General features: G+C 72.2%; 17 protein-coding genes. 16 read left to right on the plus strand and 1 reads right to left on the minus strand.

Annotated elements, in window-relative coordinates:
• Nucleotides 1–26: 26 nt before the first annotated feature.
• Nucleotides 27–1,823: a YwqJ-related putative deaminase gene (locus tag ACZ4Z1_RS13350; protein WP_468486712.1), complete on the minus strand. Its 1,797-nt coding sequence runs from the start codon at nucleotides 1,821–1,823 to the stop codon at nucleotides 27–29.
• A 186-nt stretch (nucleotides 1,824–2,009) separates the two neighbouring features.
• Between ACZ4Z1_RS13350 and ACZ4Z1_RS13355 the strand changes: the two genes are divergently transcribed.
• The 16 genes from ACZ4Z1_RS13355 (at nucleotide 2,010) to ACZ4Z1_RS13430 (ending at nucleotide 26,659) form a co-directional block, all read left to right on the plus strand.
• Nucleotides 2,010–2,549 (plus strand): (2Fe-2S)-binding protein, encoded by a 540-nt coding sequence (locus ACZ4Z1_RS13355; protein WP_468486713.1) that lies wholly within the window; start codon nucleotides 2,010–2,012, stop codon nucleotides 2,547–2,549.
• Complete coding sequence (locus ACZ4Z1_RS13360; protein WP_468486714.1) at nucleotides 2,546–3,562, plus strand: FAD binding domain-containing protein; 1,017 nt, start codon at nucleotides 2,546–2,548, stop codon at nucleotides 3,560–3,562. Before ACZ4Z1_RS13355 ends, ACZ4Z1_RS13360 begins: the two co-directional genes overlap by 4 nt.
• Nucleotides 3,559–5,718 (plus strand): xanthine dehydrogenase family protein molybdopterin-binding subunit, encoded by a 2,160-nt coding sequence (locus tag ACZ4Z1_RS13365; RefSeq protein ID WP_468486715.1) that lies wholly within the window; start codon nucleotides 3,559–3,561, stop codon nucleotides 5,716–5,718. The genes ACZ4Z1_RS13360 and ACZ4Z1_RS13365 overlap by 4 nt, the downstream gene beginning before the upstream one ends.
• Nucleotides 5,719–6,269: 551 nt before the next feature.
• Nucleotides 6,270–7,406 carry an ROK family transcriptional regulator gene (locus ACZ4Z1_RS13370; RefSeq protein WP_468486716.1) on the plus strand — a complete coding sequence of 379 codons (1,137 nt, stop codon included), beginning with the start codon at nucleotides 6,270–6,272 and terminating at the stop codon, nucleotides 7,404–7,406.
• A 199-nt stretch (nucleotides 7,407–7,605) separates the two neighbouring features.
• Nucleotides 7,606–8,943: an ABC transporter substrate-binding protein gene (locus ACZ4Z1_RS13375; RefSeq protein WP_468486717.1), complete on the plus strand. Its 1,338-nt coding sequence runs from the start codon at nucleotides 7,606–7,608 to the stop codon at nucleotides 8,941–8,943.
• 12 nt (nucleotides 8,944–8,955) lie between these two features.
• A complete protein-coding gene (locus ACZ4Z1_RS13380; protein ID WP_468486718.1) occupies nucleotides 8,956–9,945 on the plus strand; it encodes a carbohydrate ABC transporter permease in 990 nt (329 codons plus the stop codon).
• 6 nt (nucleotides 9,946–9,951) lie between these two features.
• Nucleotides 9,952–10,860, plus strand: coding sequence for a carbohydrate ABC transporter permease (locus tag ACZ4Z1_RS13385; protein ID WP_468486719.1), 909 nt, complete (start codon nucleotides 9,952–9,954; stop codon nucleotides 10,858–10,860).
• Between the two features lie 7 nt (nucleotides 10,861–10,867).
• Entirely contained in the window at nucleotides 10,868–12,160 is a 1,293-nt protein-coding gene (locus tag ACZ4Z1_RS13390) for a 6-phospho-beta-glucosidase (protein ID WP_468486720.1), read from the plus strand.
• A 23-nt stretch (nucleotides 12,161–12,183) separates the two neighbouring features.
• Nucleotides 12,184–13,200 carry an N-acetylglucosamine kinase gene (locus ACZ4Z1_RS13395; RefSeq protein WP_468487010.1) on the plus strand — a complete coding sequence of 339 codons (1,017 nt, stop codon included), beginning with the start codon at nucleotides 12,184–12,186 and terminating at the stop codon, nucleotides 13,198–13,200.
• A 292-nt stretch (nucleotides 13,201–13,492) separates the two neighbouring features.
• Entirely contained in the window at nucleotides 13,493–14,959 is a 1,467-nt protein-coding gene (locus tag ACZ4Z1_RS13400) for a hypothetical protein (RefSeq protein ID WP_468486721.1), read from the plus strand.
• Nucleotides 14,960–14,979: 20 nt separating this feature from the next.
• On the plus strand, nucleotides 14,980–15,969 hold the full coding sequence (locus ACZ4Z1_RS13405) for a glutamate ABC transporter substrate-binding protein (RefSeq protein WP_468486722.1): 990 nt from the start codon (nucleotides 14,980–14,982) through the stop codon (nucleotides 15,967–15,969).
• 619 nt (nucleotides 15,970–16,588) lie between these two features.
• Complete coding sequence (locus tag ACZ4Z1_RS13410; RefSeq protein WP_468486723.1) at nucleotides 16,589–17,938, plus strand: coiled-coil domain-containing protein; 1,350 nt, start codon at nucleotides 16,589–16,591, stop codon at nucleotides 17,936–17,938.
• The gene (locus tag ACZ4Z1_RS13415) at nucleotides 17,935–20,958 is read left to right on the plus strand and encodes a serine/threonine-protein kinase (RefSeq protein WP_468486724.1); all 3,024 of its coding nucleotides are present in this window, start codon (nucleotides 17,935–17,937) and stop codon (nucleotides 20,956–20,958) included. Before ACZ4Z1_RS13410 ends, ACZ4Z1_RS13415 begins: the two co-directional genes overlap by 4 nt.
• Before the next feature lie 454 nt (nucleotides 20,959–21,412).
• A complete protein-coding gene (locus ACZ4Z1_RS13420; protein WP_468487011.1) occupies nucleotides 21,413–22,924 on the plus strand; it encodes a PP2C family protein-serine/threonine phosphatase in 1,512 nt (503 codons plus the stop codon).
• A gap of 396 nt (nucleotides 22,925–23,320) precedes the next feature.
• A complete protein-coding gene (locus ACZ4Z1_RS13425) occupies nucleotides 23,321–24,688 on the plus strand; it encodes a vWA domain-containing protein (RefSeq protein ID WP_468486725.1) in 1,368 nt (455 codons plus the stop codon).
• A gap of 699 nt (nucleotides 24,689–25,387) precedes the next feature.
• Nucleotides 25,388–26,659, plus strand: coding sequence for an FHA domain-containing protein (locus tag ACZ4Z1_RS13430; protein ID WP_468486726.1), 1,272 nt, complete (start codon nucleotides 25,388–25,390; stop codon nucleotides 26,657–26,659).
• Nucleotides 26,660–26,860: the final 201 nt, after the last annotated feature.

The raw sequence follows: 26,860 nt of genomic DNA on the forward strand, positions 1-26,860 counted from the left end.
AGAACCTCCTTTTCGCAGTCGAACGATCAACGGTGAGCTCTCACTCCCAGCCGGGGAAGCATGGAACTGCACGACCGACACGGCTCTTTGTAGTCTCCGTGATCAAGGTCGATCTCCCCGGTGTCCCTGTCCTTCAGCTGCCCTATCTGCCGCGTATGCACGACGGCTCCGTCAAGGGCCTGCCGAGCTTCCTCCGGGGTGCGGATCCTCGTACCGTCCGGATCCATTTGATAGAGCCGATCGGATATCAGTGACACTTCGGCACAGTTTCCATGGCCGACCCCCGGGCGTTCATCCCGAGCCCGCTTGTCCGCTTCGATCTCATCGAGGACCTGACGGACAGCAGGGTGCGCATCCGCTCGCGTCTGCGGCTGCGGCCTTTCCATCTTCCCCTCTTTGATCAACTTCGATTCCTGTGGACTGAGGACAGGTTTACGTCGGACCGTACTGGTGTGAGCCGTGATGGTGCCGTCATGCAAGAGGCTTCCCGCGCATCCGTCGTTCCGCCGGTCCTTTCCAGGAACCCGATTGTTGTCCTTGGCATCACGGGCTTCGTCAGCCACCCGCTGGGATTCGTATTCCAGTCGCTCCATCTGAGCGGTTCTGTCCAGATGGCTCACGTCCACCGGGTCAGTACGATGATGCCTCATCTCGCCGGCGCTTCTCCCGTGCCAGTCAGGCGCGCCCCCGGCGCCCCGGCCCGAACCTTGGCCTCCTCCTCCGCCGCCTCCGCCGCCTCCGCCCGCATTCGGCCCCTTCGGGTCCTTCTTGCCTCCCTTGCCGAGCCCGGAGAAGTGGCTGGAAAGCTTCTGATCGTTCTCCTTGTGGTTCTTGGCCATCTGTTTGACGCCGCGGGTCATGCTGTCGTCGAGGTGTTTGGCGGACTTCTTGACCGCGTCCTCGATGCCGTCGATGACCTTGTCGAGCATCGTGTTGGCCGCATCCGCGATGGCGTCCTTGCCGCGGGTGCGGCTGTGATGGTTCCTGGCGCGGCCGATCTTGCCGCCGGCGGTGGTGCGGAAGTGGCCGCCGGCGCTCTGCAGGCCGGTGACGGCCTTGTCGTGGGCGTCGTGGTCGAAGGTGAAGCCGCCGCTGCCCGAACCGCCACCGCCCCCGCCGCCCCCGCCGCCCGCGCTCAGCAGCTGCATCGAGCTGCCGGCGGCGTCCTTGGCGCCCTGGACGCCCTGGCTGAAGCCCTCCTTGCCGGACTCGGCGGTGCGGCCCAGGTCGACGCCGTCCTTGACGCCCAGCGCGTTGGCGCCGAGCTGGACGACGAGGTCGGCCACCATCGCGGCCAGGGCCTCCTCGACGGGGGTCAGGGCGATGCTGACGACCTGTTCGGCGACCTGCTGGCAGGCCTCCTTGAACAGGCGTTTGACGATGACGCGGGTGGCCTGGGTCGCCGCCAGCGCGCCGAGTTCGGACAGGCCGAAGGTGAAGGGCGCGGCGGCCTGGGCGGCGATGACCTCGGCGGCCAGGATGCCCAGCTGGACGATCGCGCCGAGCTTGGCGCCCTCGATCAGGACCGCGACGCCGTCCAGCGCGGTGGCGGCCAGCTCACCGCACTGGGCGAGCTTGGCCAGGTGAGTACCGTTGATCTTGCCCCAGTGGGCGTTCAGCGCCTCCGCGGCCTGACCGCCGCCGGCCGAGGAGACCAGCGCCTGGACCGCCTCGTGCGCCTGGCCGGCGCCGTCGTTGATGTCTCCGGCGAACTCGCGCATGGCCGTCGCCATCTCGCGGTAATCGTCCTCGTCCACATTCGGCCACGACACCCCGATGATGTCCAGGATTTCGTCGGCCCACCCCGGCAGCACCACACCCATGCAGAACACGCCCCCCGTTTGAGCACACCCGTTCACACTGGTAACAGTCCGGAGGACGCTGCCACCTGCGCGAACGGTTCTTCAAGGGGGTAATGAGCCGACATCTTCGGCAGGTCTTGCGGGCACCGTCGCCCATCACCTGTATGCAGCCGTTTACGGACCCGTCCCCGGGTGACTCGGCTGACCATGGAGACCGAGATCAGGCTGCGCGTCGACGGGCAGGTGTACGAGGTGACGGTGGATACGCGTACCACCGTGCTCGACGCGTTGCGGGAGCGGCTGGGAATCACCAGTCCCAAGAAGGGGTGCGATCACGGGCAGTGCGGGTCGTGCACCGTGCTGCTGGACGGGCGGCGGGCGACGACCTGTCTCGCGCTGGCCGTGTCGTACGACGGGGCGGAGATCACCACGGCCGAGGGGCTGGGCGAGGGCGGTGAGCTGCATCCCGTTCAGCAGGCTTTCGTCGATCATGATGCGCTCCAGTGCGGGTACTGCACGCCGGGCCAGGTCTGTTCGGCGGTGGGGGTGCTGCGGGAGGCGGCTCAGGGATGGCCGAGTGCGGTCACCGAGGTGGGTGCGGAGGGGGACATCGCGCCGGATGCGCTGGGTCATGACGAGATCGCTGAGCGGATGAGTGGCAATCTGTGCCGCTGCGGGGCGTATGTGAACATCGTCCCGGCCGTCGCGGCCGCCGCCGAAGCCGAGGTTGAAGGAGCGGGCCGGTGAAGCCCTTCCGGTACGAGCGTGCCGCCGACGCCGCCGGGGCCGTGGCCTCCGTGGCGGCGCACCCCGGGGCCACGTTCCTCGGGGCCGGTACCAACCTCGTCGATCACCTGAAGCTCGGTATCGCCTCCCCCGACCTGCTGGTCGACGTCAGCCGGCTGCCGCTGGACCAGGTGGAGGAGCTGGACGACGGCGGTCTCCGGGTCGGCGCGAACGTACGGAACGCCGATCTCGCCGCGCACCCCGCCGTACGTACGCGCTACCCGGTGCTCTCCCAGGCCCTGCTGTCCGGCGCCTCCGGGCAGCTCCGCAACCTCGCGACCACCGGCGGCAACCTCCTCCAGCGCACCCGCTGCGCCTACTTCCAGGACCCCAGCGCCCCGTGCAACAAACGCGACCCCGGCTCCGGCTGCGCCGCCCTGGAGGGCTGGACCCGCTACCACGCCATCCTGGGCGCCTCCTCGCACTGTGTGGCCGTGCACCCCTCCGACATGGCGGTGGCGATGACCGCCCTGGACGCGGTGGTCGTGACGCTGGGCCCGGACGGCGAGCGCCGGATCCCGGTCACCGCGTTCCACCGGCTGCCCGGTGACGCGCCGCACCGCGACACGGTCCTGCGGCACGGTGAGCTGATCACCGCCGTCGAGCTGCCCGCCGTGCCGTACGCGGCCCGCTCCCGTTACCGCAAGGTGCGCGACCGTGCCTCGTACGCCTTCGCCCTGGTCTCCGTGGCGGTGGCGCTGGACCTGGAGGACGACGGCCGCACCGTACGGGAGGCACGGATCGCGCTGGGCGGGATCGCGCACAAACCCTGGCGGGCCGAGCGCGCCGAACAGGCCCTGCGCGGGCTGCCGGCCACCGAGGAGAGCTGCCGTACGGCCGCGGAGGCCGAGACGGCGGACGCGCATCCGCTGCGGGACAACGCGTTCAAGATCCCGCTCGTCCACAACACGCTGGTCGCCGTCGTACGCGACCTCGCGCCGGAGGCTCCGGCCGGCCTGGAGGGGTCACGATGACGAGTACGTCCGAGAGCCGGGGTGCCGGGAACCGCCCGTCCGACGGAGGACCGGCGGGCCCCCGTGCCGTCGGTGCGGACCAGGAGCGCGCCGATGCCCGGGACAAGGTGCTCGGCCGGGCCCCGTACGCCTTCGAGCACCCGATGGAACGTCCCTGCTACGCGCACGCCGTGCTCTCCTCCGTACCCCGCGGCCGCATCACGGCCGTCGACACCGAGGCCGCGTGCCAGGCGGATGGCGTCATCACCGTGTTGACGCACGAGAACGCCGAGCGGCTGGCGTCCACGGAGGACGCGGAGCTGGCGGTCCTGCAGAGTGCGGACGTGGCGTTCCGGGGGCAGGTCGTGGCGGCGGTGGTGGCCGAGACCCCGGAGGCGGCGCGGGAAGCGGCGTCGCTCGTACGGTTCTCGTACGCCGAGGAACCGCACGAATCCGAACTGAAACCGGGCGAAAGTGAGCTCTACCGGCCGGAGTCGGCCAACGGCGGTGCCGACACGGACAGCGTGCTGGGCGACCTGGACGCCGCCATGAAGGCGGCCCAGGCGGACCCGGGCGCGGTGGCACTGGACGAGACGTACGTGACCGCGATGACCCACTGCAACCCGATGGAGCCGCACGCCACCATCGCCCTGTGGCAGGACGGCGACCTGACGCTCTACGACTCCAGCCAGAGCGTGCACGGGCACAGCAAGACGCTGGCCGGGGTGTTCGGGCTCGACACCGCGCGGGTCCGGATGATCTGCCCCTACGTAGGCGGCGGCTTCGGTTCGAAGGGCGAACCGCACGCCCACTCCGTGCTCGCCACGCTGGCCGCTCGGGCACTACCCGGACGGCCCGTCAAGCTCGCGTTGACCCGACAGCAGATGTTCACTCTGGTGGGTTACCGCACCCCGACGTACCAGCGGGTACGGCTCGCGGCCGGAGCCGACGGGCGGCTCACCGGCATCGGCATGGACGCCGTCGAGCAGACATCACGCATCAAGGAGTACGCGGAACAGTCCGCCAACCCGACCCGCACCATGTACGCGGCGAAACACCGGCGCACCACCCACCGGCTGGCCGCCTTGGACGTACCGGTGCCGTCCTGGATGCGGGCACCCGGCGAGTGCCCCGGGATGTACGGGCCCGAGGTGGCGATGGACGAACTCGCCCAACGCCTCGGCATGGACCCGGTCGAACTGCGCATCCGCAACGACGCCCCGGTGGACCCGGAGACGGGCAAACCCTTCTCCAGCCGCAACCTGGTCGCCTGCCTGCGCGAGGGCGCGCTCCGTTTCGGCTGGCAGGAGCGCGATCCGCGCCCGGGCGTACGGCGGGACGGCCGCTGGCTGGTCGGTACGGGCGTCGCCTCCTCGGCCTACCCGGTCAACCGGATGCCCGGCTCGGCCGCGTCGGTCCGGTACGGGCCCGACGGGCGCTACCGGGTGGGCATCGGGGCGGCGGACCTCGGCACCGGCGCGTGGACCGTGCTGGCCCAGATCGCGGCGGACGCGCTGGACGTGCCCGTGGACCGCGTCGACCTGCGCATCGGCGACACCGAGCTGCCGAACGCCACCGTCGCCGGCGGCTCCTCCGGCACGGCGATGTGGGGCTCAGCGATCATGGCGGCGGCGGAGGCCTTCCGTAAGCGCTACGGACACGATCCGTCCGACGGCGACCGGGCCCAGGCCGAGACACCCGGCAACCCGCACGCCGAACGCTTCGCGATGCACGCCTTCGGAGCCCAGTTCGCCGAGGTACGGGTGGACGCCGACACCGGCGAGGTGCGGGTCCCCCGTCTCCTCGGCGTCTTCGCCGCCGGCCGCATCATCAACCCGCGCACCGCGCGCTCCCAGTTCATCGGCGGCATGACGATGGGCCTGTCCATGGCCCTCCACGAGGAAACCGTGACCGACCCGCGCTACGGCCTCTTCGTCAACCACGACCTGGCGAACTACCACATCACCGCCAACGCGGACGTCCGGCACATCGAGGCCCACTGGATCGACGAGGACGACCCGTACGTCAACCCCTTGGGCGCCAAGGGCATCGGCGAAATCGGCATCACGGGCACGGCAGCGGCCGTCGTCAACGCGGTCCACCATGCGACGGGGGTGCGGGTGCGGGGGGTGCCGGTGACGTTGGACAAGGTGTTGGAGGGGTTGCGGGAGAAGTAGGGGCGGCGGGCGGTCCGTGCCGCCCGTGCTTCCCGGTCGGTTGTCAGTGCCGTGCGCTTCACTGGTTTCAGCGAGACGGACCGGTGAGGAAGGTACGGGGGCTGACCGATGGGCGGTATCGCGGGGCAGGCGGGCCGAGAGGGCGTGGACGGAGAGGCGCTGCTGGCCGTGGCCATGGCGCCAACGGTGGGGTGGTTGGAGTCGATATTCGGCACGGCGAGGGGCAACCAGCTTCACTCGGAGGCCGGGGAGGGGCCGCCCGCCCTCCGCTCGCCCAAGCCGCTGGTCGAGCACGGCCGGGGCATGGTGCTCGTCGACGTACCGGCGGACGATTGGGGGCGACGAGCCGGCCGGGTCCGGGAAAGACCGCCTGGACCGTGCTCGAACTCAGTGGTCCAGACCCATTGACGGGGTGCTGACGCGGCGCCTACGTTCCTGTGCATCGATTGGAAACTTTCCTAACAGATCGCGCAGCGAGAGGTGGGGCGGGCGTCATGGCCGGAGGGCAGGGCGGGCAGGGGGCTCCTGGGACGCCGCGGGTGTTGCGGGCCATGAACGACCGGGCCGCGCTCGACCTGCTCGTGTCGCAGGGGCCGTTGACCCGGACCCAGATCGGGGAGCTGACCGGGCTGTCCAAGCCCACCGCGTCGCAGTTGCTAGGACGGCTGGAGGCCGCCGGGCTGGTGCGGACGACGGGGAACGTGACCGGGCGGCCGGGGCCGAACGCTCAGTTGTACGAGATCGCCCCGGACGCCGCGTACGTGGCCGCGCTCGCCGTCGACCAAGGCGGGATCACCGCCGCGGTCGCCGATGTCACCGGGCGGGTGCTCGGTGAGGAGCGGGTCGGGACGGATGCCGTGGAGGAGGGTGCGCCGCGCCGGACGGCGCAGTTGGTCGCGTCGGCGGTGGACGGTGCGTTGGCCAAGGCCGGGCTGGTACGGGAGCGGTTGCACGGGGCGGTGATCGGGACGCCGGGCGCGCTCGACCCGCAGGCCGGTGTCCTGCGGTACGCACCACACCTGCCCGGCTGGCACTCGCGGACGCTCAGGGAAGAGCTGGGCGGGGTCCTGGGCGTACCGATCGTGATCGAGAACGACGTGAATCTGGCGGCGGTTGCCGAGCAGCATGACGGTGCCGCGCAGGACTTTGACGATTTCGTGCTGGTGTGGGCCGATGAGGGAGTCGGTGCCGCCATCGTGCTCGGCGGGCAGTTGCTGCGCGGGGCCACGGGCGGCGCGGGGGAGATCGGCTACATGCCGTTGCCGGACGCGCCGCTCGCACGGGACGGGGACCGCAGCGCGGCCCGGCCGGACGCCGGCGGGGGTTTCCAGCGGCTCGTCGGGGCGCCGAGTGTGGTGGAGCTGGCGCGGGAGTACGGGGTGCAGGACGCCCGTACCGTCGGTGAGGCGCTGGCCGACAGCGGAGTGCGTGCCGAGGTCGCGCGGCGGTTGGCGACCGGGCTGGCGGCGGTGGTCGCCGTCGTGGACCCCCGGCTGGTGGTGCTCTCGGGCGAGGTGGCCCAGGCGGGGGGTGAAGCTCTGCGGGAGTTGGTCGAAGGGGAGTTCACCGGGCTCGCGCTGCCCCGGCCGGAGCTTCGGCTCAGCAATATCGAGGGAAATCCGATGCTCATCGGCGCGCTGCGTACGGCGCTCGCCGAGGCGCGGAACTCCGTGTTCGACACGGCCTGATGAGGCGGCGCAGCGGTCCCCTGGCGCCCTTGGCGATCCGGTGATCCGCAAGCCGCCATGTCCACGCGGCCGGGAACTCCGCAACCCGGCACGGCTCCGTGCGTGCCGGGTGCACCAGCGGCAAAACCGCCCCGCACTCCGCACACTTCAGCATTCGCCCCACCTCCTGTCATCACCCCTGCCGTAAAGGAAGTCCGCCATGCGTCCGCGTATGCGCATCTGCCTGTCGGCGGCGCTCGCCGCGGCCGGTCTGATTCTTTCGGGCTGTGCCAATCCGAGCGTCGGCAGCGACCGCGACGATCCCACCGCGCCCGTCACGCTGAAGTTCTGGCACGGCTGGTCCAATGCGGCCGAGGTGAAGGCGATCGACGACAGTATCGCCCGTTTCGAGAAGCGGCACCCGAACATCACGGTGAAGACGGTCAACAACGTCACCGACGCGACCGTGAACCAGGCGCTGCGCGCCGGCGGGGACGATTCCCCGGATGTGGTGTCGTCGTTCACGACCAACAATGTGGGGCAGTACTGCTCGTCCGGTATGTGGGTGAATCTCGACCCCTTCATGAAGAAGGCAGGGGTGGAGAAGGCGAAGATATTTCCCAAGACTTTTCTCGATTACACGAGCTATCGAGGGAATCAGTGCGCTCTGCCGCTGCTCGCGGACTCGTACGGGCTGTACTACAACAAGGACGCGTTCGATGAGGCCGGTATCGAGCGGCCGCCGCGCACCATGTCCGAGTTCAAGCGGGACGCGGCCAAGCTGACCAAGCGGAAGCCGGACGGGTCGCTGGCGCGCGCCGGGTTCGTACCCAACTTCCGGCTCTACCAGAACAGTCCGGACCGACTGTTCGCGCAGTGGGGTCCGACCTACTTCGACGGCGAGGGGAAGGCTCGGCTGTCGAAGGACCCGCGCAGCAAGCAGTTCTTCGCCACCCAGCGGGAGCTGATCGACGCGCAGGGCGGTTATGCCGCGCTGGAGAAGTTCCGTACGACGTTCGGTGACGAGATGTCGTCGCAGAGTTCCTTCATGACGCAGAAGGCCGCGATGCATCTGGACGGTGAATGGCGCGGTCTGATGCTGAAGGAGGGCAAGGCGAAGTTCGCGTGGGACACGGCGCCGCTGCCGGTGCCGGACGACCAGGAGGACACGTACGGGCGGGGATTTCTGACCGGTACGGTCGCGGGCATCGCGCACAGCAGCAAGCACCAGAACGCGGCATGGGAACTGGTGAAGTTCCTGACGATGGACACGGATCAGGTGGTGCGGTTCGCCAATGCCATCCACAATGTGCCCTCCACCTTCGCCGCGCTCAAGTCGCCGCAGCTGGACGCCGATCCGTCGTTCCGTACGTTCCTCGACATCGCGCGGAACCGGCACAGTACGGCGCTGCCGCCGTCCGTCAACGGCGGGCAGTACGTGGTGTCGCTGCAGGACTTCTCGTACGACGTCGAGGCCGGGAAAGTTCCCGATCTCGACAAGGGGCTGCGCGAGCTCGACGCCCAGATAGACACCGACAATCTCCAGTCCGTGAACTGACGGAGTCCTGCCATGTCCCTCGTCGAATCCCCCGAGCGTCCGGCGGCAACCGTGCCGCGTCCGAAGGCTCCCGCGCTGCGCCGTAAGCACACCCGGCAGCGGCTGCGTACGCTCGGTTTCCTCTCGCCCTGGCTGGTCGGTTTCAGCATCTTCTTCGGCTATCCGCTGATCGCCACGGTCTATTTCTCTTTCATGCACTACAACCAGATCCAGCAGCCGTCGTTCGTCGGGCTGCGGAACTGGAAGTACGTCTTCACGCAGATGCCGCTCTTCGGCCCGGCGCTGTGGAACACGCTGTGGCTGGTCGTGGTGATGGTGGCGCTGCGCGTCGTTTTCGGGCTGGGTGTCGGGCTGCTCGTCACGAAGGTCAAGTCGGGTGTCGGCTTCTTCCGTACCGCCTTCTACCTGCCGTATCTCGCCCCGCCGGTCGCGGCGACGGTCGCCTTCGTCTTCCTGCTGAATCCCGGTACCGGCCCGGTCAACCAGCTGCTCGAAGCCGTCGGCGTTCCGGCGCCCGGCTGGTTCAACGACGCGGCCTGGGCCAAGCCGTCGCTGGTCATGCTGTCCCTGTGGGGCATCGGCGACCTGATGGTGATCTTCATGGCGGCGCTGCTGGACGTGCCGAAGGAGCAGTACGAGGCGGCCGAGCTGGACGGGGCCGGCGCCCTGGCCAAGTTCCGGTACGTGACCTGGCCGTCCATCACGCCGATCGTGATGTTCGCGGTGGTCACCGGGGTCGTACAGACCATGCAGTACTACACGCAGGCGCTGGTCGCGGGGAAGCTGGCCTCCGGCGTGAACATCGGCCCCGGCTCGGTCATCCAGCCCGGCTACCCCGACCACTCCACCCTCACCGTGCCGCAGCTCGTCTACTCGCTCGGCTTCCAGAACTTCAACACGGGCGCCGCGTGTGTGCTCTCGCTCGTGCTCTTCGTGATCGCCATGGCTGTCACCACCCTGCTGATGCGCAAGCGCGCCGGCCTGCTCCCGGCGGAGGACTGAACCGACATGACCACGACGACCTTGAGGGCGGGCCACGCTCCGGCCCGTACCGGCTCCACCGACCGGGGCCCGGCCGCCGCCCGCGCCCGCCGCAAGCGGCTGCTGCACTGGATAGCCGTGCACGCCGTCGCCATAGCCGCCGCACTGTTCTTCGTCCTGCCGTTCGTGTTCATTTTCCTGACCTCCGTCATGAGCGACGACCAGGCGATGAGCGGCGAGCTGTGGCCGCACGAGTGGAACTGGTCGAATTACGCGACGGTCTTCAATACACCGGGTTTCCTGGACTGGTGGAAGAACTCGCTGATGTACGCGGGCCTGGGCACGCTCTTCACGGTCTGCTCGGCGATCCCGGTGGCGTACGCGCTCGCCAAGTTCCGTTTCCGTGGCCGGCGTACCGCGATGGTCCTGGTGATCTCGACGATGATGCTGCCGCCCCAGGTCATCGTGATTCCCATGTATCTGGTGTGGGCGCAGCAGCTGCACCTGTCCGGTTCGCTGTGGCCGCTGCTGATCCCGATGGCGTTCGGTGACGCGTACTCCATCTTCCTGCTGCGGCAGTTCCTGCTGACCATTCCGCAGGAGTACATCGAGTCGGCGAAGATGGACGGCTGCGGCGAGATCCGTACCGTGCTGCGCATCGTCGTGCCGATGGCGAAGCCCGGTATCGCGGCCGTCGCACTGTTCCAGTTCTTCTACTGCTGGAACGATTACTTCGGGCCGCAGATCTACGCCGCACAGAATCCCGCCGCCTGGACGCTGAGTTACGGACTCGAATCGTTCAAGAGCGCACACAGCGTCAACTGGAACCTGACCATGGCCGCGACGCTGCTCGTCATGGCCCCCGTCATCATCGTCTTCTTCTTCGCCCAGAAGGCTTTTGTCGAAGGCGTCACGCTCACCGGAGTGAAGGGCTGATCGATCCATGCTGTCGTCCGCCGGGGGAACGCCCCCACACCCCCACCTCAAGATCGCAGTGGTCGGCGGAGGCTCGACCTACACCCCCGAACTCATCGACGGCTTCGCCCGCCTGCGGGACGTCCTGCCGCTGGCGGAACTGGTCCTGATCGACCCGGCGGCCGACCGGCTGGACCTGGTCGGCGGCCTGGCCCGGCGGATCTTCGCCCGGCAGGGCCACCCGGGCCGGATCTCCTGGACGTCCGACGTCGACGCCGGGGTGGACGGCGCCGACGCGGTACTGCTCCAGCTGCGCGTCGGCGGCCAGGCGGCCCGCAACCAGGACGAGACGTGGCCCCTGGAGTGCGGCTGCGTCGGGCAGGAGACCACCGGGGCGGGCGGTCTCGCCAAGGCGCTGCGCACCGTCCCGGTCGTCCTGGACATCGCGGAGCGCATCCGCCGCCGTAACCCCGACGCGTGGATCGTGGACTTCACCAACCCCGTCGGCATCGTCACCCGCGCGCTGCTGTCGCACGGCCACAAGGCCGTCGGCCTGTGCAACGTGGCCATCGGCTTCCAGCGGAAGTTCGCGCGGCTGCTCGGCATCGCGCCGGAGCGGGTGGAGCTGGAGCACGTCGGACTGAACCACCTGACCTGGGAGCGCGCCGTACGGGTGGACGGCAAGGACGTGCTGCCCCGGCTGATCACCGAGCACGGCGCGGCCATCGCCGAGGACCTGCACATGCCGCGCTCCCTCGTGGACCGCCTCGGTGTCGTACCGTCGTACTACCTGCGCTACTACTACCAGCACGACGAGGTCGTGGAGGAACTGCGCGGCAGGCCGTCGCGTGCGGCGGAGGTCGCGGCCATCGAGAAGCAGCTGCTGGAGATGTACGGCGACCCGTCGCTGGACGAGAAGCCGGAGCTGCTGGGCAAGCGCGGCGGCGCGTTCTACTCGGAGGCGGCCGTGGCGCTGACCTCGGCACTGCTCGGTGACACCGGGAACGTGCAGATCGTCAACACGTTCAACAACGGCACCCTGCCGTTCCTGCCCGACGACGCGGTGATCGAGGTGCCGGCGACGGTGGACGCGGGCGGCGCGACACCCCTGCCCGTACGACCGCTGGAACCGCTCTACTCGGGGCTGATCGCCAACGTCACGGCGTACGAGCACCTGGCGCTGGAAGCGGCCCTCAAGGGCGGCCGGGGCCGGGTCTTCGAGGCGCTGCTCGCCCACCCGCTCATCGGCCAGATCGCCTACGCGGACCGGCTGACCGACGAGCTGATCGCGCACAACCGGGAGCACCTCACGTGGCTCTGAGCGAAGCCGAGGGGGCCGCGGCGGTGGCCGGGGAGGCGCACACGTCGCCCTCCGCCGGTCCGGGCGCCGACGGGCCGGCGCTCGCCGTGGACGCGGGCAACAGCAAGACCGACGTGGCGCTGGTCGCCCCGGACGGGACGGTGCTGGCGACGGCCCGCGGCGGCGGTTTCCAGCCACCGGTGGTCGGCGTGGCGCGGGCCGTCGGCGGCCTGGCCGTACTGGTGGACGCGGTACGGGAACGGGCCGGGGTCACCGGCCCGGTGGGCCAGGTGTCGGCCTACCTGGCCAACGCCGACCTGCCCGCCGAGGAGACCGAACTGGCCGCGGAGATCACCTCGTACGGCTGGGCCCGTACGGTCACCGTCGCCAACGACACCTTCGCGCTGCTGCGCGCCGGGCTCCCGGACCGCGGCGAACCGGTCGGTGTCGCGGTGGTGTGCGGCGCCGGAATCAACTGCGCCGGCCTGGGACACGACGGCCGCACCGCCCGCTTCCCCTCCGTCGGACGGCTCTCCGGCGACTGGGGCGGCGGCGGCCACCTGGCCGAAGAGGCCCTGTGGTGGGCCGCGCGGGCCGACGACGGACGCGGCGAGCCGAGCGCGCTCGCCCGTGCGGTGCCCGCCCACTTCGGGCTGGCCACCATGCCGGAGCTGATCGAGGCCCTGCATCTCGGTCACATCGCCCGCGAGCGCCGCTACGAGCTGACGCCGCTGCTCTTCGCGGTGGCCGCCGCCGGTGACGCGGTCGCGCAGGCCCTGGTGGCGCGGCAGGCGCAGGAGATCGCGCTGCTGGCGTCGGTGGCGCTGGAACGGCTGGACCTGCTGGACGAGCCGACGCCGGTGGTCCTGGGCGGCGGCGTGCTGACCGCGCGGCACCCGCTCCTGCACGACCAGCTGACCCAACTGCTGGCGGAACGCGCCCCGAAAGCGGAACCGCGCGTGGTGACGGCGCCGCCGGTGCTGGGGGCCGCCCTGCACGCGCTGGACCGGGCGGGGGCGGGGGCGGGGGCTTATGAGCGGGTGCGGGGGGAGTTCGTCTAGGGACACCGGGTCACCGCTCTTCGGGCGCGGACCGTAGCGCCCTTCCGGCCGTACGGCGGAAATCCGTACACGCATGCCTATGTCGGGAACCACGCCCGGTGAACCGTGCGTGGTCCAGGACGGGAACACGGAAAGCCCTCCGGACAGGAGGATTCGGCGGGGCCTGATCCGCACATGATCCAGGCAATAACGGTGTGGTTGTCAGTCCCTGCGGCCATACTGACTGCTGGCCGTGCATCTGTTCCCGTGCGCACGGGGCCGGGGCCGCCGTCCGCGACCAGGGGGAGGTTCCGTGTCCAACCCGCAGACCGGCACTGTGCCGCCGCCGTCCGGCCGCGCCTCCGGTCCCACCGCCTCCGCTTCCGCCGCCTCCCCGGGTGCGGGCTCAGCCGCGGGTACGGGTTCCGCACCGCCCGCCCGGCGGCGTACGGCATGGGCCGACGGGGTGGACCAGCTGCGGGCCACTGCCACGACCGAGCCGGGACGGCTGCGGATCATCGGCGCCGTACTGGCCTTCCTGGTCCTGGCGTTCGGCGCCGCCACGGCCTGGCAGGTCGCCGACCGGTCAGCCGCCGCACGCGACGTCGTGGAGCGCAGCCAGCCGCTGACCGCGGACGCCGCGGACATCTACCGCTCGCTCGCCGACGCCGACACCACCGCCGCCGCCGGCTTCCTGGCGGGCGGCAAGGAGACCCAGACCACCCGCGACCGGTACGAGAACGACATCGCGACGGCCGCCCGGCTGCTGGCCAAGGCCTCGTCCAACACCAGCGGTTCGGACACCGCGGCCCGCCAGATAGGCAAGCTCAACAGCCTCCTCCCCCGGTACACTGGCCTGATCGAGACGGCCCGCACCAACAACCGGCAGGGCCTCCCCCTCGGCGGCGCCTACCTGCGCTACGCCAACGCGCAGATGCGCGGCGAACTCCTCCCGGCCGCCCGCGGGTTGTACACCACCGAGACGGAGCGCCTCGGGGAGGACTACGACGAAGCGAAGGCGTGGCCCTGGCTCGCACTCACCGCCGGGGTGCTGGCGCTCGGCGCCCTCGCCTGGGCCCAGCGCCGCAACTACCTCCGCACCAACCGGGTGTTCAACCGCGGCCTGCTGGCCGCCACGACCGCCTCGGCCGTCGTCCTGCTGTGGCTGGTGGCCGGCCACTCCGTCGCCCGCTCAGGCATGAACACGTCGTACGAGAACGGGGCGCGGTCGCTGAAGGTCCTCAACGAGGCCCGCATCGACGCCCTCCAGGCCCGCGGCGACGAGAACCTGACCCTGGTCGCGCGCGGCGCCGTGGTGACCAAGGACCAGCAGGACTTCTACGAAGTCGGCTACCGCGCCGGCATGAAGGACCTGGCGGGGCCCGGCCGCACCGGCGCCGCCGCGGCGGACAGCAAACTGGGCACGGCCCTGACGCTCGCCGACGACGACACCGGCCGGCGGCCCGTCCAGGACGCGGTCGAGACCGTACGGCAGTGGCAGGCGCGGCACGCCGAGGCCCGCACCGCCGACGACCAGGGGGACTACGACCGGGCCCTGGCCAAGGTGATCGGCGGCGACGCGGCCACCGGCCAGTCCTTCGACCGGGTGGACAACCGGCTGGCCCAGGCCCTGGCCCACGAGCAGCAGGAGTTCCGGCGGGCCGCCGACGACGGGCGCGGGGCGCTGGACGGGCTGGTGACCGGCGCCGTGGTACTGGCCGTCCTGGGGGCGACGGGCGCGGTGCTGGGCATCGGGCGCAGGCTTTCGGAGTACCGGTGATGAGGCCTGGTGATGGCGACATGACGATGCGCGCGAGGGGTCTGCGGAACCTGCGGGCCGCGCTGGCCCCGGTGGCGGCAGGGGTGTGCGTGATGGCGGCGACGGCCGCCGTCCTCGTCCCGGTGCTCGGCGGGAGCCCCCCGGCGCCCCGTCCCGTGCCCCAGGGAACGGGCACCGCGCGCGCCGACGCCGCGGCGGCGGACTGCACGCCCGCCAACGCCGCGGCGAGCCTGCGGCCCTCCCCCGACGACGGCCCCGCGGTGGACCGGATCAAGGCCAGGGGCCGGCTGATCGTCGGCGTCGACCAGAACACCTACCGCTGGGGCTACCGCAATCCGGCCACCGGCGACCTGGAGGGCTTCGACATCGCCCTGGTGCGGGAGATCGCCAAGGACATCCTCGGCCCCGACCCGAAGATCACGTTCCGGGCGATCCCCACCAACCAGCGCATCCCCGCCCTCCAGAAGCGCACCGTCGACCTGGTCGTACGGACCATGACCATCAACTGCGCCCGCAAACGCCAGGTCGCCTTCTCGACCGCCTACTTCCAGGGCGGACAGCAGGTCCTCGCGCCCAAGAACTCGACGATCACCGCCTTCGACGACTCGCTGAAGGGCAAACGCGTCTGTACGGCGGCCGGTTCCACGGGCGAGGCCCGGCTGGCCGAGGAGCGGCACGGCGCCCGCGTCGTGACCGTACCGAACCAGCTCGACTGCCTGGTGCGCCTCCAGCTCGGCGAGGCCGACGCGGTGGTGACGGACAACGCGCTGGCCGCGGCGCAGGCCGCGCAGGACCCGACGGTGCAGCTGAAGGGCAAGCCGTTCACCGACGAGCCGTACGGCGTCGCCGTCAACCACGCCGACACCGACCTGGTGCGGCGGGTCAACAAGGTCCTGGAGGACTACCGCGCCGGCGGCAGCGAGAGCCGGTGGATGGCCGCCTACAAGGAGTGGCTGCAGGCGGACCTGCCCGGCATAACCAAGGCGCCCGAGCCCCAGTACAGCGACTGAACCGTGCGGGGGCCGGGCGCCGCACCGCACACCGGACGGCACCTGGCGGGGCCGGGCGGCCCGCTGCGGCCCGGCGTTCGCCCGCCGGGCGCGTCACCATGGAAGGAGCACCGCGGGCGCGGGGCCGGAGGGAGGGAGGCAGGAGGAGCGGGACCGGTGGGGAGGTGTGCCGGACGGAATGCCGGGTGGGGGCCGGGCGGGATGCCGGACGGGGGCCGACGGGGGCGCGGACACGAGGCCGCAGGCCGCCGCACGGTCGTACCGCGGGACACCGCCCGGCAGCAGCACGGCGCGCGATGCCGTCCGCAGCACCATACGGAGCAGGACCGTTTACGGAACAGCGCCGTGCGGGGCGGGATCGCGCCGGGCAGGACGGTGCGGGCCGGGACCGTATGGAGCAGGACCATACGGAGCAGGACCGCTTGCAGCCGGGCCGCGCGGAGGCGCCTGCCCCGTACCGCCGTACGCAACCGCCGCGGCGGCCGTCACGAGCGCCGCGGCAACCGGCCCGACGCCCCAGCCCGACAGCCCAGCCCGACGACCGACCCGACGACCGACTGGACAGCCGCGACGACCGTCACAACCGCCGCGCACCACAAGCACTTTGGAGAGGTGATCGATGGGGGCCCCTGGACCCTTCCCCGGCTCCCCGGGGAAGTCCCAAGACCCGGTGCTGAGCCGGGAGGAGGTGGACCGCGCCCTGGGCCGGCTCGCTGCCGAGTACGAGGCGATCGAGACCTCGCTGCTCGCCCTGCAGGACCACGCCGGACGCAGGCTCCTGGAGGGCGCCGAGCTGACCGGCCTCACCAAGGACCGCTGGGCCGCCACCGAGCAGTCCATCACCGTCCTGTGGGCGCACTTCGACGCGTACACCAGAGCGCTCACCACCGCCCGCGAGCTGCGCGCCCGGCGCCGCTGGCCGTCCCCCGACGACCTCGCCGAACTGACCGAGCTGCTCCGCGGCACCCGCGTCACCGTCTCCGGCGCGGCCACCGGCGCCGGCTCGGCTCAGCCTGACGGCGGCCCCGCCCGGCTGAGCCGACAGTTCAGCCTGGACGAGCTGGTCGAGCGGATGAACGGCCTGTACGCGGCGGCCCTCGACGTGATCGTCTCGGCCGACGCCGTGTGGTCCGCGCTGCCCGCCCGGATAGACCTGCTCGCCGCCGAACTGCGCCGCACCCTGTCCCTGGCGCGCTCGGTCGGCGTACGGCCCGGGGAGCATCCGACCGGCGACGACCTGGAGCGCATCACGTACGAGCTGACGCAACTGCGCGCCCAGGTGGTGGCCGACCCGCTGGCCTTCTGGGTGCCGGACGCCGACCGCAGCGCCGCGCCCGGCGGCGGCCGCCCGAACACCGCCCGCTACGACCGCGCGGCGCTCGCCCTCGAGGACGCCCGGCGGGAGATCGAAGCGGTCCTGGACGTACGGCAGGACGCCGAGCGCCGGCTGATGCAGGTGCGCGACGTGCTCTCCCGCGCGGACCGGACGCTCACCGAGGCGCGGCAGGCCCGCGGCGAGGTGCTCGCGAAGATCGCCGCGTCGGAGGTGCCCGCCGTCAGCGGCCCGTCCACGGCGCTGCACGAGCAGCTGTCCACCGCCGCCGAGTACCGCCGGCACGCCCAATGGCACCGCCTCTCCCCCCTGCTCGACAGCCTGGAACAGCGCGCCGAGGACGAACTGCACCGCGCCCGTGAATCGTTGACGGCGGTCACCGCCCCCCTGGCCGTGCGGGCCGAGCTGCGCGGCCGCCTGGACGCGTACAAGGCGAAGGCCGCACGGCACGGTCTGGCCGAGGACCCGCTGCTGATGGAACGCTACGACGTCGCGCGGCGGATGCTGTGGAGCGCGCCGTGCGACCTGCGGGTGGCCGAACAGGCGGTGCTGCGCTACCAGCGGACGGTGGCCGAGGCACTCCAGCCGCCGGGGCCGGACCGCGGACCGTCGGACGGAGCACAGGGGGGAACATGAGCGAGGAGCGGACCGGCGGCGACCCGTGCCAGCGGCGCGAGTGCCCGGGCACGTACGAGGACGTGGGCGGCGGCGAACTGTACTGCGACACGTGCGGCCTGGCGCCGGTCGTCTCACCGGAGGGGTTGGTGGGGTCACCGCCCACGGGAGTTACGGCGGCGCGGCGGGGTGGGCTGGGGATTGGTGGGAGGGGCAGGGGGAGTGCCGGTGGGGGCGGCAGTGGGAGTGAGACCGGGAGTGGGGAGGGGGCCGGGGCCGAGGCCGAGGCCGGGGCGGTGGAGGGGCGTGGCTCCGGCTCCATGACGCCCGCCGGGGGGCGCACTTCGTCTCCCGATGGGCGTACTTCCTCCTCCGCCCGTTCCTCGACGTCGCGGCGCTCCGTCTCCGGACGCCTCTCCCGCTCCCTGCCGGGCGCCTCGACGCGGTCGATGTCCGTGTCGGTGCGCAGCGCCGGCCGCGGCACCCGCACCGGGTCCGGGCCGTCCCGCGGGCGGCTGGGGGCGGGGCTGGTGGCGGTACCGGAGGTGCCGCGTCCGGATCCGCGTACGGCCGTCCTGGAGAACCCGGAGGTGCCCGAGCGCAAGCGGTTCTGCAGCCGCGGTGACTGCGGCGCCCCGGTGGGCCGGGCGCGCGGCGACCGCCCGGGCCGTACGGAAGGTTTCTGCACCAAGTGCGGCCACCCGTACAGCTTTGTGCCCAAGCTGCGCCCCGGCGACGTGGTGCACGGCAGTTACGAGGTCGTCGGCTGTCTGGCCCACGGCGGTCTGGGCTGGATCTACCTGGCGATCGACCGCGCGGTCTCCGACCGCTGGGTGGTGCTCAAGGGCCTGCTCGACACCGGCGACGAGGAAGCCCTCGCCGTGGCCGCCTCCGAGCGCCGCTTCCTCGCCGAGATCGAACACTCCAACATCGTCCGCATCTACAACTTCGTCGAACACCTGGACCGCACGACCGGCAGCCTGGACGGCTACATCGTCATGGAGTACGTCGGAGGCAAGTCCCTCAAGGACATCGCCAACGAGCGGCGTACGGCGAACGGGCGCCGCGACCCGCTGCCGGTCGAGCAGGCGTGCGCGTACGGCATCGAGGCCCTGGAGGCGCTCGGCCACCTGCACAGCCGCAACCTCCTGTACTGCGACTTCAAGGTGGACAACGCCATCCAGCAGCACGACCAGCTCAAGCTGATCGACATGGGCGCGGTCCGCCGGATGGACGACGACGAGAGCGCGATCTACGGCACGATCGGCTACCAGGCGCCCGAGGTCGCCGCCGCGGGCCCGTCCGTCGCCTCCGACCTCTACACGGTCGCCCGCACCCTCGCCGTACTCACCTTCGACTTCCAGGGCTACACGAACGTCTTCGTGGACTCGCTGCCCGACCCCGACAACATCGAGGTCTTCCGTACGTACGAGTCCTTCTACCGCCTGCTGGTGCGGGCCACCGACCCCGACCCGGCGCGGCGGTTCTCGTCGGCGGAGGAGATGGCCGAGCAGCTGACAGGGGTGTTGCGGGAAGTCATGGCCCTCCGGACGGGTGAGCAGCGGCCCGCGCTCTCCACCCTGTTCGGGCCCGAGCTGCGCGTCGTGGACACGGATGTGGTGGCACGTGCGGAGGGGGACACGTCGCTGCTGGGAGCGCGTGCGGTTTTGGTGGGGCAGCAGAGGCGGAAGGGGCGGCAGGGGTGGATGGGGTGGATGGGACGTAAGGGGCCGGGTTCGGGGTATGCGGTGGTCGGCCCGGCCGCCGGGATCGGGGCGCCTGGGGGGATTGGTGGGGGCGGTGGGGCTGGTGGGGGCGGTGGGGGCTCGTTGTCAGCCGGCAACGCCGCACAGCCCGCCGTCCCGGCCCAGGCCACCACTGGTCCTGGCCCCGCACAGGCCACTGGTCCCGCACAGGCCGCTGTCCCTGCTCAGGCCACTGGTCCTGCTCAGGTTGCCTACGAGGTCACGTCGGCCACCGGTCCGCAGACGATGACCGGCGGTACCGGGGCGGCCGCCGTGACGGCCGGCGGGGCGCGCGGCGTGCCCGCGCTCCGTCCGCTCGACACCGGCCTCGCCGTACTCGCCCTGCCCGTACCGCGCGTCGACCCCGCCGACCCGAACGCGGGTTTCCTGGCCGGTTTGCTGGCCGCCGCCCCCGCCGAGCTGGTCAGCGCGTTGCGCGCGGCCCCCGCCGACACGATAGAGACCCGGTTGCGCAGGCTGCGGGCCCAGCTGGAGATGGGCGACGGCGCGGCGGCCCTGCGCGAACTGCGCGCCGTCGAGGCGGAGCCCGACCAGAGCTGGGGCGAGGACTGGCGGGTGGTCTGGTACCGCGGCCTGGTGGCGCTGGCGAACGACGACCGCGAGACGGCGGCCCTGTCGTTCGACGCGATGTACGACGCGTTCCCCGGCGAGCCGGCGCCGAAGCTGGCGCTCGCCGTCTGCGCCGAGGTGCTGGGGCAGCTGGACAACGCGGCGGAGTACTACCGGCTGGTGTGGGCCACCGACCACAGTTACGTCAGCGCGGCGTTCGGGCTGGCCCGGGTGCGGCTGGCGGCCGGTGACCGGGCCGGAGCGGTGGCCGCCCTGGAATCCGTACCGGAGTCCTCCATTCACTACACTGCGGCGCGCATCGCGGCGGTCCGGGCCCGGCTGCGGCAACGGCCCGCCCACGACGCGCTGCTGGAGGACCTGCGGGCGGCGGCCGGGCAGGTCGAGCAGCTGGCGGACTCCGGGCTGGACGCGGAGCGCCGCGAACAGCTGACGACCGAGGTGCTGGGCTGTGCCCTCGACTGGGTACTCTCCGGTAGCCACGGTGCCGAGCAGCGGGGGCGTACATTGCCGTCCGGGGCCCAGGGCCCCGGCTCCGGCGGCACCGCCGCCCGGCCCGGTCTGCTCGGCAGCGCACTGGACGAACGCGGCCTGCGCTTCGGCCTGGAGCGGTCGTACAGACTGCTCGCCCGGCTGGCGCAGCGCGGCGAGGAAAGGATCGAGCTGGTGGAACGGGCCAACCGCTTCCGCCCCAGGACGTGGGTGTGACATGGGTGAGACAGGGCCGTTCCGGTGTGCGAGCTGCAGTGAGCCGCTCGAACCGGGGGACAATTACTGCGGGTTCTGCGGCGCCGACGTCGTGGCCCCCACCGGGCCGGACGGGGCCGGTGACCGGCCCACGGTCCCGCTGGGCGACACGGCACATCCCGCATCTGGAGTGGGGGCCACGCCGGGGGCCGTCGCGCTGCCCGCGTCGTTTCTGATTCCGGGGGCGGGTGGGTCTGGAGGGGCGGTGGGGGCGTCGGGGGTGCCGGCCGTTCCGCCGTCTTCAGCCATTCCGCCGTCTTCGGCCGTTCCGCCGCCTTCAGCCGCTCCATCGCCTTCAGCTGCTCCATCGCCTTCGGCCGTTCCGCCGTCGGCGCCCGGGCAGGCTCCGCCGCCGGCTCCCACTTCCCCGTCCCAGCCGGTGCCAGGGCAGGCCGCGCCGCCCGCGCCGGTGGCCGTGCCGGGCGCGGTCCCGTCGTACGGCAGCCCCGCCCCGTACGGTACGCAAGCCCGGCACGAGAGCGGGCCCGCGTACGCCACGGCCGCCTCCCACGCGAACGGTGCGGCGCACGTCCCCCACGCTCCCGTATCACCGCCGCCCCCGCCGGGTTACGCGCCCGCAGGGCCGCACGCCCCCGTGCAGGCCGGTGCGCAGGCCCGGGCGCCCCATGCGGAGGCAAGCGTTCCGCCGTCGGCCGGGCACGGCCACGGCCACGGCCACACGGAACCGGCCGCCCACCACGGTGGCGCTCCGGACCCGCGCATCGTCGGTTACGACCTCGCCGCCGAGGCGGCGGACCGTCCCGCGGACGCGAGCGGTTCAGGTTCCGGCCCGGAGCCCGGCCCGATGCCCCCGACGGAACCGCCGGGCACGCCGGACCCCACCGGTGCCACAGGCCCCATAGGAGCCACAGGCCCCACGGGACCAACCGGATCACCGGAACCGTCTCCCACCACCCCGGCCATCCCCGCCACCCCCACCCATCCCGCCCCTCCCGCCCCTCCTGCCGCACCTCCCTCCCCCGAACACCAGACCCCCGCCCAAGGCACCCGCATCTGCGCCGTCTGCCACGCAGGGACGGTCACCGGGGACGGTTACTGCGAGAACTGCGGGCACGCCCAGCCGCGCGAACGTGACCACATGGAGCGGGAGCTGGCGGGTGTGGCGGCGGTCAGCGACCGGGGCCGCCGCCACCACCGCAACGAGGACTTCTTCGCGGTTGCCGAAGGGGCGCTGCCGGACGGCTCGCCGGCCGTGCTCGCCATCGTCTGCGACGGTGTCTCCTCCGCTTCGCGCCCCGACGACGCGTCCGCCGCCGCGTCCGGGACCGCGGTCCGGTCGCTGCTGGCCGCCCTGCCCGGCGGTACGCACCCGCAGCGGGCCATGCACGACGCGATCCTCGCCGCCGCCAAGTCAGTCAACGCCCTGGCCACCGCGCCCGGCCAGGCCCAGCAGCACGACCCTTACCGCCAGCAGAACGCCCCGGCCTGCACGTTCGTCGGCGCGATGGTCGGTGGCGGGCTGCTCGTGATCGGCTGGGTCGGCGACAGCCGCGCGTACTGGGTCCCCGACGACCGCGGCGCGCCCGCCGTCCGCCTCACCGAGGACGACTCGTGGGCGGCGCAGATGGTCGCCAACAACCTGATGTCGGAGGCGGAGGCGTACGCGGACGACCGGGCGCACGCGATCACGGGCTGGCTCGGTGCGGACGCGTACGAACTGGAGCCGCACACCGCTTCCTTCAAGCCCGACGGACCGGGTGTAGTGGTGGTGTGCACGGACGGGCTGTGGAACTACGCGGAAGCCGCGGAGCAGTTGGCCGCGGTGCTGCCGGGCGACGCGCACGACCAGCCGCTGCACAGCGCGCGGGCCCTGGTCGCCCACGCTCTCGCCGGCGGGGGCCACGACAACGTAACAGTGGCGGTGGTGCCGTTCCCGGCGCCGCGGGGACGGGCAGGATCGGCCTGAGCAATCGCCGGGGGCACCGTCCGCCACGTAGGCAGCGGTGGCCGGGAGCTGTGACACTCCCGGCCACACCCGCATGCCCCGTACCAGCAACCGCACACGTCACACACACCGCACCCGCACCCGCACCCGCACCCGCACCCGCACCACGGGCTCACACCAAGAGCCCACACCAAGGATCCACGCCAAGGACCCACGCCACGGGCACACAGCCCGTACGCACAGCACAGCCCATACGTGCCAAACCGCCCCATCGAAACCGTCCGTAACCGCACGAACCACCAGGAGCAAGGCGCCAACGGGGGGATGATCACGGGGACTTCCGCCCGCCCATGTGTGTCTTCACCGCCGCGAGGACTGCGCTGCGGAGCCTCGCGGCGGCACAAAGGAGCGGAACATATGGCCAACTTCTCCAAGTCCGGCGTGCCGCGGTTCGCCGCCGAGGTGTACCAGAACGCGTACCTGCCGGAGGGCGGGCGCGAGGTGAACGCCATCGTCACCGTCACCGCCACCGGGGGCGGCACCAGCGGCGGCCTGCCGCTCTTCGCGGCCGGTACGGACGCGGCCGGGGCCGCCCGCGTCCACGGCGGCGAACGGCACGCGGGCGTCGTGATCATGGTGGACTGTTCCGGTTCGATGGACTACCCGCCCACCAAGATGCGCAACGCGCGCGACGCGACGGCCGCCGCGATCGAGACCGTCCGGGACGGCGTCGCCTTCGCGGTGGTGGCCGGTACGCACCAGGCCGCCGAGGCCTACCCCGGCGGCGGGCGGCTCGCCACCGCCGGCCCGGCCACCCGCGCGCAGGCCAAGGAGGCGCTGCGCAAACTGAGCGCCGGCGGCGGCACGGCCATCGGCACCTGGTTACGGCTGGCCGACCGGCTGCTGGCCGACGCGGACGTCGGCATCCGGCACGGCATCCTGCTCACGGACGGCCGCAACGAGCACGAGTCGCCCCAGAACCTGCGCGCCACCCTCGACGCCTGCGCCGGCCGCTTCACCTGCGACGCCCGCGGCGTCGGTACGGACTGGGAGGTCAAGGAGGTCACCGGTATCGCCTCGGCACTGCTCGGCACGGCCGACATCGTCGCCGACCCGTCCGGGCTGACCGCCGACTTCACGCGGATGATGGAGGCGGCGATGGGCAAGGAGGTGGCGGACGTCACCCTGCGGCTGTGGACGCCTCAGGGCGCGCAGGTCGCGTTCGTGAAGCAAGTGGCGCCGACGGTCGAGGACCTGACCGGCCGCCGTACCGATTCCGGCCCGCGGACCGGCGACTATCCGACAGGTTCGTGGGGTGACGAGTCGCGCGACTACCACGTTTGCATACGCGTTCCGGCTGCCGGGGTGGGACAGGAGATGCTGGCCGCGCGAGTCTCGCTCGTCCTTCCCGAGTCCGGTGGTGGCACGCCGCAGACCCTGGCGCAGGGACTCGTACGCGCGGTGTGGACGGACGATATGACCGCTTCGACCACGATCAGCCCTCAGGTCGCCCATTACACGGGACAGGCCGAACTGGCCCAGGTCATCCAGCAAGGGCTGGATGCCCGCAAGTCGGGCGATGCGGATGGCGCCACCGCGAAGCTGGGCCGGGCCGTGCAACTGGCGAGCGCGTCCGGGAACGAGGACACTGCGAAACTGCTTGCGAAGGTGGTGGACGTCGTCGACGCGGCGACCGGTACTGTGCGACTGAAGGCGAAGGTCACAGAGGCGGACGAGATGACGCTCGAAACGCGCTCGACCAAGACAGTTCGCGTCAAGAAATAACAAACTAGACGTACTACCGAACACAATCGGTACTGAGGGGGAAGATCCGACATGCCGACCTGCCCGAACGGCCATCAGTCGGTGGCCGAAGACTGGTGCGAGGTGTGCGGCCACCGGATGGCGGGCGCTGTTCCCCCGCCGCCCTCCCTGCCCGCGGGATTCCTCAATACACCTCCGGCCGGCCAGCCGACCCCGCCGCCGCCCGCACCCCAGGGCGGCCCGGGCCCCCAGAACGGTCCCGGCGACGCGGGCGGCCCTGGTCCTGGTGGCCCCGGCGGACCCGGCGCCTCCCAGGGCGGGCAGGGCTTCCCCGGGCAGGCCCCGCCGCCTCAGCAGGCTCCGGCCCCTCAGCCCCCGGTTCAGCAGGCTCCGTCCCCCCAGACCCCGCCGCCCGCCCCGCAGGGCCCCACCGGTCAGGGACCGGCAGCGCAGGGCCCGATGGGCCAGGGCCCCGGCCCGCACGGCAGCCAGGGCGGTCAAGGCAGTCAGGGCACCCCAGGCGGCCAAGGCAGTCAGGGCGGTTACGGCTTCCCACCCCCGGCCTCCAGCCCGAACACCCCCGCGGCTCCTCCGCGGCAGGGCCCCGGTCCGGGCCCCGGTCAGCAGCCCCAGCCGGGGCCGCCGACCCCTCCGGGACAGCAGGGCCGGCCGGGCGGACAGCCGGAGCTGTGCCCCCAGTGCCGTACGCCGCGTGAAGCGATGGCTCCGTTCTGCGAGGAATGCCGCTACAACTTCCTGGCGCACTCGGCCACCTCGTACGCCCCGCCGCCCCCGACCCCTCAGGGCGGTCAGGGCCCTCGGGGCGGTCAGGGCGGTTACGGCTTCCCGCCCCCGCAGCAGGGCCCGCCCACCCCGCCGCAGCAGTACGAGTACCAGGGCTCGCGCCCGTCACAGATCAACCGCCCCGCCGAACCGCTCTCCCCCGAGCAGTCCGGCCAGTTCGGCCAGCCCGAGCAGTCCGGGCAGCCCGGCCAGTTCGGGCAGTTCGGACAGCCCATGCAGGGCGGACAGCCGGGTCCGGCCGGTCAGCCGGGTCAGCCCACGCCGCCCCCCGCACCGCACGCCGGACAGCAGCCGCCCGGCCGGCCCGGCCCCCACGGAGCGCCCGCCGGCCAGCCCGGTCCGACGCCCCCGCCCCGCGCTGCCGACGACGACTGGCCGCTGCCCCCACCCAACTCCCAGGCCGCACCCCCGCCGCCCGCGCCACCGGGCCCGCAGAGCGGCCAGGACCCCAGCCAGGGCGGTCAAGGCGGTCAGAGCAGCCAGGGCGGTCAGGGCGGTTACGGTTTCCCGCCGCCGCAGCAGGGCCCGCCCACCCCGCCCCAGCAGCATGGCCCGTACGAGCCCCAGCAGCCTCCCCAACAACAGCCGCCGCAGGCTCCGTACGACCCGCAGGCCGCCCAACACGGCGCACCGCAGGCCCCGTTCGAGCCGCAGCAGCAGCCCGGCCCCTTCGGCCGGACGCCCCAGCAGCCGGACGCGCACCAGCAGCCGCAGCCCGACCAGCAGTGGAACCAGCCCGCGCCGGGGCCCGCCGCCCCGCCCGGCCCGCCGCCGGTCGTCGGTGACGGCTGGGTCGTGGCGATCGCCCCCGACCGCGAGTACTTCATGGCGATGATGGGCCGCAGCGGCCCGGAGGCGGCCGGCCTGAACCTGCCCGCCTACTCCCCCGAGCAGCAGGTCCCGCTCACCGGCACCCAGATCGCCATCGGCCGCCGCCGGCACAGCACGGGCGAGTCCCCGGACATCGACCTGGGCCGCCCGCCGGAGGACCCGGGCGTCTCGCACCAGCACGCCCTCCTCGTCCAGCAGCCCGACGGCAGCTGGGCCGTGGTCGACCAGAACTCCACCAACGGCACCACCGTCAACCTCGCCGAGGACCCCATCCAGCCGTACGTCCCCACCCCCCTCCACGAGGGCGACCGCATCCACGTGGGCGCCTGGACGACCATCACGGTCCGCCGGGCCTGATCACCAGGCCTGCCGCCCGAGTACGGGCAGGCGCCATGACAACGCCATGGCACCGCCGGCGGCGAAACCTTAAAGCGCCGACCGCATCCCCCGGGAATGCGGTCGGCGCTTTTTGCTGCGCGCGGTACGCCGGTTGACATGAATTGACGCACGGTGGCGCCACCGTCAAGCTGGCCCCCACCGCAAGCACCGCACGCTCCA

It is taken from the genome of Streptomyces sp. NPDC030165 (assembly GCF_055573595.1).

Bases quoted from the DNA above. Each gene is read 5' to 3' on its own strand.
- ACZ4Z1_RS13350 (WP_468486712.1), bottom strand. From the start codon at position 1,823: ATGGGTGTGGTGCTGCCGGGGTGGGCCGACGAAATCCTGGACATCATC.
- ACZ4Z1_RS13355 (WP_468486713.1), top strand. From the start codon at position 2,010: ATGGAGACCGAGATCAGGCTGCGCGTCGACGGGCAGGTGTACGAGGTG.
- ACZ4Z1_RS13365 (WP_468486715.1), top strand. From the start codon at position 3,559: ATGACGAGTACGTCCGAGAGCCGGGGTGCCGGGAACCGCCCGTCCGAC.
- ACZ4Z1_RS13370 (WP_468486716.1), top strand. From the start codon at position 6,270: ATGAACGACCGGGCCGCGCTCGACCTGCTCGTGTCGCAGGGGCCGTTG.
- ACZ4Z1_RS13375 (WP_468486717.1), top strand. From the start codon at position 7,606: ATGCGTCCGCGTATGCGCATCTGCCTGTCGGCGGCGCTCGCCGCGGCC.
- ACZ4Z1_RS13380 (WP_468486718.1), top strand. From the start codon at position 8,956: ATGTCCCTCGTCGAATCCCCCGAGCGTCCGGCGGCAACCGTGCCGCGT.
- ACZ4Z1_RS13385 (WP_468486719.1), top strand. From the start codon at position 9,952: ATGACCACGACGACCTTGAGGGCGGGCCACGCTCCGGCCCGTACCGGC.
- ACZ4Z1_RS13390 (WP_468486720.1), top strand. From the start codon at position 10,868: ATGCTGTCGTCCGCCGGGGGAACGCCCCCACACCCCCACCTCAAGATC.
- ACZ4Z1_RS13405 (WP_468486722.1), top strand. From the start codon at position 14,980: ATGACGATGCGCGCGAGGGGTCTGCGGAACCTGCGGGCCGCGCTGGCC.
- ACZ4Z1_RS13410 (WP_468486723.1), top strand. From the start codon at position 16,589: ATGGGGGCCCCTGGACCCTTCCCCGGCTCCCCGGGGAAGTCCCAAGAC.
- ACZ4Z1_RS13415 (WP_468486724.1), top strand. From the start codon at position 17,935: ATGAGCGAGGAGCGGACCGGCGGCGACCCGTGCCAGCGGCGCGAGTGC.
- ACZ4Z1_RS13425 (WP_468486725.1), top strand. From the start codon at position 23,321: ATGGCCAACTTCTCCAAGTCCGGCGTGCCGCGGTTCGCCGCCGAGGTG.
- ACZ4Z1_RS13430 (WP_468486726.1), top strand. From the start codon at position 25,388: ATGGCTCCGTTCTGCGAGGAATGCCGCTACAACTTCCTGGCGCACTCG.